The organism is Nostoc sp., from assembly GCF_036917135.1.
GTDB lineage: Bacteria > Cyanobacteriota > Cyanobacteriia > Cyanobacteriales > Nostocaceae > Nostoc.
In genome coordinates, this window is record NZ_JBALEA010000086.1 from 13,292 (window position 1) to 26,408 (window position 13,117).

The following is a 13,117-nucleotide window of genomic DNA, read 5'->3' on the forward strand; positions in this document are numbered from 1 at the left end:
TACCTAATCTAATCTGCTCTTGTCAAGATAATCCTTGCCAATTTTTCGGGTATTATAGTTAGTGTCTTGACGATCAATGCCACAAGCAAAAACCATTAGCTTTTAGGTAATTTGAGTCTTGGGAACCAGGACTTCTGAGAAGAGGAGGGAATGGCAGACTTTCTAGTACTACTGAGTTCTGGAGGCTATTCCCGATGAATTGGGAGAGCTACGTCCGTCTTGCGTCGGGGTAGTTCACCCCTTCTAATTGATACAAGCACAGTCCTAGACTTTTGTGAGATCAATGTATACCAGTGAATCGACCAAATACTCTGCCAGAACGGAAATTGGGCAAACCAGCCGCATTCTAGTAGTAGAAGATGAAGAATTAATCCAGGAAATGCTAGTTGTCGCTCTGGAAGAAGAAGGTTACGGGGTAATAACTGCCCCAGATGGGCGGTCTGCCATAGAGTATCTCAAAAGTTTTGAAACCAACTCAGGGGAACTTCCTTTTGATCTGATCGTTCTTGATGTGATGCTGCCGCAAATCAATGGGTTAGATATTTGCCGTTTGCTGCGTCATCAAGGAAACCCAGTACCTATTTTAATGCTCAGTGCTAAGGGTAGTGAAACTGACCGGGTTTTGGGGTTAGAGGTGGGTGCAGATGACTACCTGACCAAACCCTTTAGTATGCGCGAGTTAGTAGCCCGTTGTCGCGCTTTACTCCGCCGCCAACGCCTAAGTAATTTACCACAACTACCAGTATTAAAATTCAAGGATGTCAGCTTGAATCCTCAAGAATGTCGCGTGGTGGTTCGTGGTCAAGAGGTGAGTCTTTCCCCTAAAGAGTTCCGCTTGCTGGAACTGTTTATGAGTTACGCCCGTCGGGTATGGTCACGGGAACAATTACTAGATCAGGTTTGGGGTCCCGATTTCGTCGGCGATAGTAAAACTGTAGACGTTCATATTCGGTGGTTGCGCGAAAAATTAGAGCAAGACCCCAGTCATCCCGAATATCTTGTGACTGTAAGAGGTTTTGGCTATAGGTTTGGATAATTAGTTTAGATAGTTGTTAGTTTTTAGTAGTCACCAAGAAACTAACAACTCAAATGCTTTTATTGGGATTTTCTCTGGGTTTAGCGGTAGGCATTGGGTTTTGGGTTTGGCAACAGGTTCAACTTAGCCGCTACCTGGGGCGCTTACTCCGACCGTTAACCTCGCATTCTTCCAAGATGGGACTGCTGCTGATTCCTGGGTTACGGCAGGAAATAGCGATGGTGAAGCAGCAGCGACAAGATTTGCAGCAGTCGTTGCAAACTTACCAAGACCTGCTAGATTTTGCACCCGTGGGATACTTGCAAGTGGATGAGGAAAATCAACTGCTGTGGTGCAATCGACAGGCGCAGGAAATTTTGTATCTGCAAAGGTGGCAACCAGAAGAGGTGCGCTTGTTATTGGAGTTGGTAAGGTCTTATGAACTTGACCATTTAATTGAGCAAACTCGTGATTGCCAAAAACCACAGATGGGAGAATGGATATTTCATCCATCTTTTGATGATGCGGCACAGATGCCAACAATAAAATCTCTAGCTTTGCGGGCATCTAGCTTGCCTTTACCCAATGGGCAAGTGGGAGTATTTTTAGAAAATCGTCAACCCCTATTAGATATAAATCAAGTACGCGATCGCTCTTTTTCTGATCTAGCGCACGAACTCAGAACGCCACTAACTTCGATTCGCTTGGTTGTAGAAACTTTACAAAATCGTTTAGAACCACCTTTAAATCGCTGGGTTAACCGCCTCATGCAAGAAGTTGATCGGCTGATTAGCTTGGTGCAAAGCTGGTTAGAACTTACCCAAATGGAAGCAAACCCAAATATGCAATTGCAAGCCAAAGCTGTAGAATTGCGATCGCTCATTACATCTGTTTGGGAAACACTAGAACCCTTGGCAGGACGCCAAAATCTATCTTTTTCTTATTCTGGCCCAGAAAATCTTTGGATTAAGGCAGATAGAGCCAGGATTTTCCAAGTTTTTCTCAACTTGTTAGACAACTGTATTAAATACAGTCCTCCTTCTACAAGCATTCACGTCCAAGCAAAAATCCGATCAACAGACAATAACGGGGGCGATGCTGCTTCCCAAATTCTGGAAATAAATCTTATTGATTCTGGAGTCGGCTTTTCTGAGGTAGATTTACCCCATGTTTTTGAGCGATTTTATCGAGGAGATAAAGCGCGAACCCATTCCCCCCAAGATAGTAACTCTATAGGAGCGATCGTTGGTAATGGTTTAGGATTAGCGATCGTTGAGCAAATTCTGATCGCTCACGGCGGTTCAATCAAAGCGATGAATCATCCAGAAACTGGTGGTGCGTGGATGCAACTCCAATTTCCTGAAGTTATGGCAAACTCCCTAAGCCAAGACTATAGTTAGTAATATCTTCACCTTTGAGACAATAAGTGTGAAAGCCGTCGATTATACTCCCAATCCTCAAAGACCACAACTCGCACGCGCCATTAGGCGCTTAGAACGGGATGTATTACGCATGGGTGCTTTGGTAGAACAATCATTTCGCCTCAGCCACCAAGCGTTATTTGCCCGTAATTTAACAGCAGCAGAGGAACTTCCTCGATTAGACAAAAAGATTGATCGCTTTTATAGACAAATTGAATCAGACTGTACAGCGATTATGACGCTGCAAGCACCTACGGCTCAAGATTTGCGCTGCTTGAGTGCCTTCATGCAGTTGGTGCGAGATTTAGAACGCATTGGCGATTATGCTGAGGATTTAGCTGAGATTGCGATTAAAATTTTTCCTTATCCACCTCATACGTCTTTGCCAGAAATTGAAGCTATGTCCCTTCACGCCCAGGCGATGCTAGCAACTAGCTTGAAGGCCTTGGGAGATTTTGATGAAGCAGGTGGTCGTCGTTTAAAGCACCTAGATGATACTGTAGACGATGCCTACGATCGCGTTTATGAGACTTTAGCCCAACAACGGGATGTACCTGGTGTGGTGGAGCCAATTATATTACTGGCGCTGGCAATTCGTTGTCTAGAACGCATGGCAGATCATGCCACTAATATCGGTCAAAGGGTAGCATACATTGTCACCGGTCAACGCTCTTAATTGATGTGCTGCCCAGATCCCCAACTTCTTCAAGAAGTCGGGGATCTAAATCCAGCTTAAGTAAGCGCCATTCCACCCTACTATCTTCTAATTATTTGCGCCTGTATACTTACTTGATAGTCAGACGATACTAAAATAATTAAAAATAAGTTAACTCAATATTTTACTAAAAGCTTACCTCTTCTTAAACTTGCACGATTAAAGTAACGGGTAAACAACTAAAAAAACTCTGGGTCTATCTCACTGATAGATATCTTAAACAAGAAGTTGTTGCCCTCAGAAGATTTTGAGTTAGTCCATAGTAGTCTGTCAGGTTTAATTTCGTAGTAATGACTTTAGTCCTGATCTTCTAAGCATTTTAGTGTTTACTACAAACCCTGAAAACTAAATTGACAAAGTACTAGCTCTGATTGAGAAGAATAGACTTTCAGATATACAGGTAAATTTTAATACAAATTATTAGAGTTTCTTAATTGTTGTGAATAGCGAGATTCCCTGATAATTATGTAATTACAGTTAATGATGTATTCCACAAGTCCTACTTTAAACTCTTCTGCCGTGTCAAATAGCTCTGCTTTCATCGGACAATTACCCCAGCAGATATTTACTCGTCGGGAAGTAATTCCACCTCACAATGACGTACTTTGGCGCATTGAACACGGTGCAGTTCGTACTTTAACGTGGAGTGAAGATGGAACATTCATCACTCTTGGTTATTGGGGACTGGGTGATCTGATTGGCTATCCTTTGTCTAAGGTCAAGCCCTACCAGATTGAATGTCTGACTGGCGTGGAACTAAGTATTGTACCACCCCATTTGTGGCATCAAGATATTAATGCTTTGTTGTCTCACATCCAACAGGCAGAGGATCTACTAAGTATTGTCCATCGAAAACCAATTTCGCTACGTTTATGGCAGTTTTTAGTGTGGTTGAGTGAAAAATTTGGTCGTGACGTAGATAAGGGCAAGCTAATTGATTTAAATGTTACCCATCAAGATATTGCTGAAGTCTTAAATACTACGCGAGTAACAGTTACCCGGCTCTTACAACAGTTGGAGGATGAAGGAACACTTCTGCGTCACAAACGCCGCATTATTTTGCGATCGCCAAATAAATTAATTGAAAATTATAGTTCAGCACTATATTAAATGACTTGTGTTTATCACAGCATAAAGGTATAATCATGACTGTGATTGTGTGTAGAATTCCTGAAAGTAAGATGTATTAAGCATTTTACCTTGATTGGATTAATAGGTGTGAGTGAGAGTAAAAACATGACAAAACAATTCTGGAATCTTTTTAAGGTCAGTCCGGTTATTGTAGCTTCTGCATTTTTCGCTGCGAATAGCGCCTTAGCTGCTGAAGTCAACAATCAGGTAACAAATGTTGCCCAGTTATCTGAATCTCAAGATTCTAACAACATCGGCCAGGTAACATCAGTTTCTCAGTTTTCGGATGTACAGCCTACAGACTGGGCATTCCAAGCTTTACAATCACTAGTTGAGCGCTACGGCTGTATTGCAGGTTATCCCAACAGTACTTATCGTGGGAACCGTGCTTTAACCCGTTATGAATTTGCCGCAGGTTTGAATGCCTGTTTAGACCGGGTTAACGAACTGATTGCTACAGCTACTGCCGATTTGGTCAGCAAACAAGATTTAGCTACTTTACAGCGCTTACAAGAAGAATATTCTGCTGAACTAGCAACTCTACGCGGTCGTGTAGATGGATTAGAAGCCCGCACCTCTGAGTTGGAAGCTAATCAGTTCTCCACTACCACCAAGCTGGTTGGAGAAGCGATTTTCAACATATCTGAGCCTTTTGGTGGTAACAGAGCAGTTGCTTCTAATGCTGCTGCTGCAGGTCCCAAATTAGATTCCAACACGACTTTTAGTGACCGAGTTCGTTTGAACTTGTACAGCAGTTTCACTGGTAAAGACCAGTTGCAAATCCGGTTAACTGCTGGGAATATCGTCAATAATAATACTGGTACTGGTGCGACTGGTACTAACATGACCCGCTTGGGCTATGACGTGACTACTGCGGACAACAGCGTTAGCATAGACAAAATCAACTATGCTTTCAACTTTAAGGACTCAGTGCGCGTCAAAGTTGATGCTAGCGGTGGTGAGTTATACGAAAACGTTGATGTTTTCAATCCTGACTTCAAGAGCAGTGGTACAGGCGCTCTTTCTCGTTACGGACGTTTTAGCCCCATCTACCGTCAAGGTCAGAATGGTGCTGGTTTGACTGTTACTTTCAATCCTAAGGGCCCTATTAGCTTGACTGGTGCTTATTTAGCACAGGGTAGTAATCAAAATAATGCTAACGGTACTACTACTGTTAATGGCTTTGGTGCTAGTAATCCCGGACTTAATAACGGGCTGTTCAACGGTGATAACACTATCTTCGGACAGCTATCTTTCAAACCCAACAAAGCCTTCAATATTGGTCTGACTTACGCCCACACCTACCTGGCTGGTAATGCTGCTAACAACCTATTCCAAAGTACAGGTAGCGCCTTTGCAAATAATCCCTTTGGTAGTACTTATACCGCAGCTGGTATTAGTAGTAATACTAAGATTGAATCCAACAACTACGGTGTAGAAGCTACCTTCCAATTTAGCCCTAAGTTGGCTCTTAGTGGTTGGGGAGGTTACACAACTGCATCTACTCTTACTGGTGCTGCTAGAGATGCAGAGATTTGGTACTACGGTGCAACACTTGCTTTGAGAGACTTTGGCAAAGAAGGCAACATTTTAGGTATTATCTTTGGTCAACCACCCCAAGTTACTGGTGGTAACGTAAAAACAGGTAGTACTTTTGACTCTGGTACCTCTTATCACTTAGAGGGTCTTTACAAGTACAAGGTTTCCGACAATATTCAAGTCACTCCTGGTTTGTTGGTAATTTTCAATCCAGAGAACAACAATAATAACGACACTGAATATGTAGGTACTCTACGTACTACCTTCACCTTCTAAAAATTGGTGATCAAATCTAAAGCTCAGAATTAGATAAACAAAAGCCCACCTTGAGGTGGGCTTTTGTTTAGGAAGAAAATTAGCTATGTAGGATTATAATCTGACTGATTCGATATATCTTTTGGGGGGCGATCGCTACTCCAAGCCCACCACACATAACCACAGTGACAATAGTAGAACTCTTGCCATTTGCGACGACGGTCTTCTGTAAGTACAGGCGATCGCCTATTTAGCCAAACTTTTTCAGCTTCTAGACTACTTGAGCGGCAGTTAGGACAGCAAAACTCGTAAGCGTGTGTTGCTTCATTCGTCCATTCAGGCGGGATAGGAACAAAAGCGTCCATGATTAGGACAGGGTATGGGGAGTGGGGAGCAGTATTCAAAAAGGCTGTCAAATAACACAATCAGTATTATTACAAATTTGTATATTCTATGTATAAATCTTATTTTACAAGGGTTTGCACTAGACATAGGAGTGAAAATTAATTCTGCGTTGCTCGAAATCTTTGGTAGGGAAAATTCATAAATTGTCCCTAGGTCATTTTCACTCCTATGTCTAGTTAATAAAACAGCTTTTTTAAATACTGCGATAGTATCTCACAAATCAAGGATTAACACAAACAAAAAATATTCGCAGCAGAAGGATGGCAAAAAGGATTGTTTGTGCATAGACAAACAATAGGCCCAGAGGAACGTTTTTTGTTTGGGGGGAGCATCCCAAATGTGCCATTCCCTTGATAGGCCTCATCCCCTAACCCCTTCTCCCATCTTTGGGAGAAGGGGAACTAGAATTATGTCTCCCCTCTTTGGGAGAGGGGCTGGGGTTGAGGGAAAAGATTTAAGCAAAAAGCGAATTGCTTCATTCCGCTTTGCGACCTTCGCAATGACATTGTGTAATTAATTCTGTCTGACTACTTATTTACGCAGACCTACTTAATTCACTGGTTGATATGCCGTAAAACGATGATTATTGTCAATAACTTTCCTAAAAAAGAGCATAAGAAAATCGGGTAAATATTCCCGTAATTCTCCGAAAAATATCTAAAAGGATAACTTGGATGTGCTGATAATTGTTAAAATCTTATTCCTAGTTGCCCGTTAAAGCCACGAATAGAATTGTAACCAGCGCCAACAAAAACGTTATCTGTAGCACTTACCTGAACACCACCTGAAACTGCAACACCTTTATCTTCTGAATAAAGTCCAACTCCTACATAAGGTGAAATAACAGGCAAACTGATAAATTTCAAAACATCTACTCCTGTAGCACCATCAGGGCCAGTTCCTACCTCAACCCCAAAGTTCAAAGCCCTAGCTCCTACAGCATAAGTTAAATCACCATCTTTTCCACCAACTGAAACCCAAGGTTGCGGTATAAGTTGAGCCGATGCTTGATTTGGAGCAAATAAAGCTAACAAACCTATAGATGTAATTAATGTTTTTGCAATAATTGCTATTTTCACGTTTTTTCCTACACTAACTGCTGCATTTTAATTGTTTTCTCACAACTAGCCTTGCTTCACACTAATGTTAACTAGGGTTTGTCTATGATGGCTAATCGTGACGAATTAAAAGTCATTTGAGTGCCCGATTAGTATAAGCATTATTTTAGCAATGTGATATTAATTACAGTTCTACAGAGTATTTATACAGTGTGTGATTTTGTTAGGTTTCACTTTGTTCAACCCAACCTACAAATATTTTATTTTTTCAGGGTAATAAAAAAGTACATACATCCCTACTCCCAAGTAGACACATCTCGGAGCGTATTAGGAATTTCTCCTTGAGATAAAGGAAACTCTAGCAAGGTTTCTCTATGACCTAAATACCCAGATTCAGCAAATGACAAAAGCATTCGTGAAAGCGCTAGCCAAACCTCGGTTTCGTATTCCCAATCACGATAACGCGAAGCTTGACCGGCAATTGAACGTAGCGCCCAGAAATAAGAATTTCTCACCACTGAACCAGGCTTTTTAAACTCTGGCAAATCTTCGTGGTGAATAAAAAGCACTTTATTTTCAATTCTGGCTCTCATAGCAATTTTGGATTTTAGATTAAAAGTGAATTTTCAGTTGGCTTGACAAGAGGCGGAGACTCTCGAAATTCCTTCCCATCCTAGAGGCTGGGAAGGAGGTAAGACAAGACTTTGGACTTATTTTAGTGCTATTCGGCTTTAAGAGGATGTTTGAAAAGTATTTCGCTGTGACTTTAGGCACTTTAGATCCCCCCTAACCCCCCTTAAAAAGGGGGGAACCGGAATCAAAGTCCCGAGGGATTTAGGGGGATCTAAAATTTTTGATACTGACAAGAGGACTTTTCAAACATCCTCTTAGAGGATGTTGCGATTTACTGACGAAGTGGCACTTCCTCTAGTATTTCTAAAAGCGATCGCTCTATAACTTCACTGACAAATTGATTGCCTTGCAAGTTGAGGTGAATGTGGTCGTGATACAAACCTTGGGGGTTGGTATTTGAATTGAAGCTCGGCAAAAAGTCTATATACTTAATTTGCTGTGTTTTAGTAAAGTCGCTCAAGCGCTGACGGGCTTTAATTTCGTAATCGCGGGGGCCTGGTTCACCAATTTCTCGCAGCAAGGGAGTCATCGCTAGCAGGAATTGGCTGTTGCTTTGATGAGTTATGGCTCGAATTTTACCGATCGCCTCCAGATTAATCCCGACGCGATCGCCTGGTTCATTTTCTAGTGCTTTCATTTCAGGAATTGGCTTTTGCTTGGCAATATAACGCTGCCATACTTCCACTAAGGCTAGGGGAGGTTTACTATCTCGATAGTTGCGATCGCGTCCTACTGGTAAAGAGGTAGGAGCAGTAGCAAATAAATCATCGGTATTAATTAATAACACTACCACTTGGGCGTTGAAATTGCTAAAGTTCTCTAAATAAGCTAATTCGTTCCTTGGCCCCCAAGAGTTAGCTGAAGCATTTAGCACTTCTACTTCCTGATAATTACTTCTAGTGGATGATGCCAGAGAACGCATCATCAAATTAGATATTGTATTAGTCTGATCTGTCCACCAACCACCATTAGCTATAGAATCACCTAACAGTAAAACTCGTAGCGCAGAAGGTGCAGGTATCTTTTTTATCGGACTACCTCGCATAGAATATTCATTAATTTCAATGCGATTACCAAAACGGCGAGTACCCTGGTTAGGAGCCAATAAATAACCAATCTGCTCATCGCCAATATAAATCAGAGGATTACCAAAACCAAAGAGCGATCGCAGTCCAATCTCGATGATCACAAACAATCCCACAACCACCGCCAAAATTACAATCAGTGCTATTTTCACCTACTCACACCCTCTTATACCGAGTTGCTTTTTAATGATACTGGGGGATTGGGGATTGGGGACTTCTACTGAGCGACTTGTGCCGAGTATCTCGACTTCGCTCGATGGAGCCGGAGCCGAGGTAAGCCGAAGTATTGGGGATTGGGGCATGGGTTATTCTCCTCATCTCACTCATCCCCACTCCTAAATTCCTCAAGTGAATTTAGCATCATCTGCAATTAGAAGGACTACAATCAAAACGGACAAATGGTTCATGCTCCAACAAGAGAGGATTACAAAGCTATGTCCGACTTAAATCGAGGAATTATGAAATTTGAGGGTGCAGATTCCCCCAAAGTAGTCACTATTTCTACCGTGTTGCTTTTGGGATCAATCGCTGCTCTCATCATCTGGGCGCTGCAAGCTGCCTATGCGCTAAACTAAAACCATTAGTAGCCTAGAAGGACACTTGTCTTAAACGGTTTCCGTCGTAGCCAAGTGTCCATTTAGCAACTAGTAATTGAATCCAGAATCCAGAATCCAGAATCCAGAATGGTTTTCCTTTGGGGATTCAATCGATTCTGAATCCTGACTCACTTCGACTACGCTCAGTGACCACCTGACTTCTGAATTCTTTCTGTTAAAAGCGCCCTAATAACCATCAAAAATTTCAGCAAAACTTTAGATTTGAGATTTGAGGTTTTAGATGGAAAATTTAAATCTAAAATCCAAAATCCAGAATGTTTGAACCTTGGGGTGTTTTAGTTATTTTAATTGTCTGCCCCCTCTTGGGCGGATTACCCTTAATTTCATGGATAACTTACGCCCTCAAGGGGAAGCAGTTATCGCAACTTGGTACACGAAACATTAGTGTATCGGCTGCCTTCTATCATGGCGGTAAATTTGTCGGAATTCTGGCGGTTTTGTCAGAAGCTTTGAAAGGAGTTGCGGCAGTCTTGCTCACCCGCTTTTTCTTCCCAGATGGCTCTTTTTGGGAATTGATTGCCCTGATTGCTCTAGTAATTGGTAGATATTGGATAGGGAGAGGAGCAGGTACAACAAATGTTGTCTGGGGATTTATCGTACATGATCCACTGGTAGCAATATTTGTATCTTTCTTTGCAGGTATTAGTTTGATGATTCTGCAATCAAGAAAGGTAGTTAAATTTGGGGTTTTGCTGCTTTTTCCTCTGTTTGTGGCACTTCTACACCTTAGCGATATTCCCAGAATAGTTGCTGCTGTGGCCTTAGCTGGTTTAATGGGCTGGATTTACACCAAAATTCCTGATGATATGAACCTGCCAACCCAAGAGGCACAAACAGAATCGCAAGCGATGTTGGAATTTTTACGCCGCGATGTCTACGACGGGCTACGCCAACGCACAATGGTTTCTTTAGATGAAGAATTAGATGCTGCCATTGTCGGAGAAAAGGCCGCGACGTTATCTCAAATTAAGCGTTGGGGTTATCCAGTGCCGAAGGGGTGGGTACTCGCCCCAATCGATGATCCTGAACTCTTGACAGAATTTCTCCAGCCATCAGAATTATCGCCTTTGGTAGTGCGTTCCTCTGCGATCGGAGAAGATTCAGAACACGCTTCTGCGGCTGGGCAGTATGAAACAGTTTTAAATGTTACTAGCCCAGAAGCATTACAATCAGCGATCGCTCAAGTTCAAGCTTCTTACAATCATCCTTCTGCTGTGCAATATCGGCGCGATCGCGGCTTAAATGATACAGCTATGGCTGTGTTGATTCAACAACAAGTCCAGAGCGTATATTCTGGCGTTGCTTTCAGCCGCGATCCCATTACCCAACAAGGTGATGCGATCATCATTGAAGCCCTTCCAGGCAGCCCGACGCAAGTCGTTTCGGGAAAAGTCACACCAGAACAATATCGCGCTTTTGTCGTTGAAGCAGAAAATTCTTACTCTATACAATTAGAGGGTCAAGGACGAGTTCCACAAGCATTAATCAAGCAAGTTGCATACTTAGCTTACCGACTGGAAAAACGTTATCATGGCACTCCTCAAGATATCGAGTGGAGTTACGACGGTCAAACCCTTTGGGTGTTACAATCTCGACCAATCACCACACTGTTACCCATCTGGACGCGCAAAATCGCCGCCGAAGTGATTCCGGGAGTAATTCACCCCTTAACATGGTCAATTAATCGTCCCTTAACTTGTGGAGTTTGGGGAGAATTTTTTACTTTAGTTTTAGCCGAACGCGCTTTCGGGTTAGACTTCAGTGAAACAGCAAGTTTGCACTATTCGAGAGCCTACTTTAATGCATCCCTCTTAGGAGATATTTTTCTCCGCATGGGACTACCGCCAGAAAGTCTGGAATTTTTAACCAGAGGAGCTAAATTAAGTAAGCCGTCTTGGAAGTCAATCTGGGAAAATTTGCCAGGACTAGGAAAGTTGCTGAAGCGGGAATTAAGTTTAGAAAAGGACTTCAAGCAGGATTATCATAAACGCTTCATTGCTGGGTTGTCGCAGTTGGCACAGTCAGATGTAGATAACTTAGAACCGCCAAGGCTGTTAGCAAGAATTGATTTTACCTTAGAGTTACTGCGTCAGGCAACCTATTATAGCATTTTAGCACCCTTGAGTGCTGCTCTGAGACAGGCGATTTTTCGGGTGAAGGATGGGCAAATTGATAATAGTGTAACTCCAGAGATTGCAGCATTGCGATCGCTCAGTGCGATCGCCACAGATGCCAAGCAAGTATTACTTGAGTTTGATCCACAGCAAGTATTTGAGCAATTAGAGCAAACCCCAGAGGGAGAAAAGATCCTGCAAGCATTTAACGAATTGCTTCAGGATTACGGCTATTTAAGTGAAGTGGGAACTGATATCTCCGTTCCCACTTGGCGGGAAAATCCCCAAATGATCAAGCAGATGTTTGTGCAGTTAATGCAGGGGAACGAACCACAATCAGGTGCGAAAGACGCGATTAATAGTATCTTTGCTAGTAAACGCAAGCGCTCTTTTGTGCAACGGCGTGTGGATATCAAAGGAAGAGTTACTGAAGTTTATTCCCGGTTTTTGGCTGAATTGCGGTGGAGTTTTGTTGCCTTAGAGAAGATTTGGTTAAAGTCTGGTTTACTCAAGAAAACAGACGATATCTTTTTTCTCAACTTTGATGAAGTGCGGCGTTTAGTTGTAGGTGAAGATTCCAGTTTAATTGAGGAATTGGATGAGTTAGTGGAATTGAGGCGATCGCAATTCCGGCAAGATAGCGAGATTATTCAAGTCCCTCTTTTAGTCTACGGCAATACACCACCTCACCCCTTAGCCCCCTCGGAACTTTACTCTGACCAAATTTTACAAGGTATTGGAGCCAGTCACGGGCAAGCCGAAGGTAGAGTAAAGGTGTTGCGAAACTTACAAGATGTGCCAGACATTGACCGAGATACGATTCTAGTAGTGCCTTACACAGATTCCGGCTGGGCACCATTGTTACTAAGGGCTGGCGGATTAATTGCCGAAGTTGGTGGAAGACTTTCTCACGGTGCGATCGTGGCTCGTGAATACGGGATTCCCGCAGTTATGGATGTTCATGGTGCTACATGGATCTTGCAAGATGGTCAACGTGTACGGATTGATGGCTCTAGGGGAATTGTAGAATTATCTAATGATTTAAGACCCGATTGATTAGCACTTCTGGTAAAAAACCTAACCCCCTTCTCGACGTGCGAAAGGGGAAAATTCAAAGTGTCTTTCCTTT

Annotated in this window: 12 protein-coding genes; 8 read left to right on the forward strand and 4 right to left on the reverse strand. The window is 42.6% G+C overall.

Annotation, left to right across the window (positions count from 1 at the left end):
* Positions 1–283: 283 nt before the first annotated feature.
* From V7K50_RS26575 to V7K50_RS26595, 5 genes are all read left to right on the forward strand, one after another.
* Positions 284–1,036 (forward strand): response regulator transcription factor, encoded by a 753-nt coding sequence (locus V7K50_RS26575; protein ID WP_334965370.1) that lies wholly within the window; start codon positions 284–286, stop codon positions 1,034–1,036.
* A 53-nt stretch (positions 1,037–1,089) separates the two neighbouring features.
* Entirely contained in the window at positions 1,090–2,415 is a 1,326-nt protein-coding gene (locus V7K50_RS26580; RefSeq protein WP_334965372.1) for a sensor histidine kinase, read from the forward strand.
* A 28-nt stretch (positions 2,416–2,443) separates the two neighbouring features.
* The gene (phoU, locus tag V7K50_RS26585; protein ID WP_334965374.1) at positions 2,444–3,112 is read left to right on the forward strand and encodes a phosphate signaling complex protein PhoU; all 669 of its coding nucleotides are present in this window, start codon (positions 2,444–2,446) and stop codon (positions 3,110–3,112) included.
* A gap of 519 nt (positions 3,113–3,631) precedes the next feature.
* Entirely contained in the window at positions 3,632–4,261 is a 630-nt protein-coding gene (locus V7K50_RS26590; protein ID WP_334965376.1) for a Crp/Fnr family transcriptional regulator, read from the forward strand.
* Between the two features lie 126 nt (positions 4,262–4,387).
* The gene (locus V7K50_RS26595) at positions 4,388–6,097 is read left to right on the forward strand and encodes an iron uptake porin (protein WP_334965379.1); all 1,710 of its coding nucleotides are present in this window, start codon (positions 4,388–4,390) and stop codon (positions 6,095–6,097) included.
* An 83-nt stretch (positions 6,098–6,180) separates the two neighbouring features.
* Here V7K50_RS26595 and V7K50_RS26600 read toward each other — a convergent pair whose 3' ends face one another.
* The 4 genes from V7K50_RS26600 to V7K50_RS26615 form a co-directional block, all read right to left on the reverse strand.
* A complete protein-coding gene (locus V7K50_RS26600) occupies positions 6,181–6,441 on the reverse strand; it encodes a hypothetical protein (protein WP_334804494.1) in 261 nt (86 codons plus the stop codon).
* Positions 6,442–7,170: 729 nt separating this feature from the next.
* Entirely contained in the window at positions 7,171–7,560 is a 390-nt protein-coding gene (locus tag V7K50_RS26605) for a hypothetical protein (RefSeq protein ID WP_334804492.1), read from the reverse strand.
* A gap of 275 nt (positions 7,561–7,835) precedes the next feature.
* Positions 7,836–8,132, reverse strand: coding sequence for a hypothetical protein (locus tag V7K50_RS26610; RefSeq protein WP_334965381.1), 297 nt, complete (start codon positions 8,130–8,132; stop codon positions 7,836–7,838).
* A gap of 311 nt (positions 8,133–8,443) precedes the next feature.
* Complete coding sequence (locus V7K50_RS26615) at positions 8,444–9,409, reverse strand: SGNH/GDSL hydrolase family protein (RefSeq protein ID WP_334965383.1); 966 nt, start codon at positions 9,407–9,409, stop codon at positions 8,444–8,446.
* A gap of 55 nt (positions 9,410–9,464) precedes the next feature.
* On the opposite strand from V7K50_RS26615, the gene V7K50_RS26620 reads away from it, so the two are divergent.
* From V7K50_RS26620 to V7K50_RS26630, 3 genes are all read left to right on the forward strand, one after another.
* Positions 9,465–9,596, forward strand: a complete 132-nt coding sequence (locus V7K50_RS26620) for a hypothetical protein (protein ID WP_334965385.1) — start codon at positions 9,465–9,467, stop codon at positions 9,594–9,596.
* A gap of 95 nt (positions 9,597–9,691) precedes the next feature.
* Positions 9,692–9,832 (forward strand): hypothetical protein, encoded by a 141-nt coding sequence (locus V7K50_RS26625; protein WP_041565237.1) that lies wholly within the window; start codon positions 9,692–9,694, stop codon positions 9,830–9,832.
* A gap of 296 nt (positions 9,833–10,128) precedes the next feature.
* Entirely contained in the window at positions 10,129–13,044 is a 2,916-nt protein-coding gene (locus V7K50_RS26630) for a glycerol-3-phosphate acyltransferase (RefSeq protein WP_334965387.1), read from the forward strand.
* Positions 13,045–13,117 lie beyond the last annotated feature (73 nt).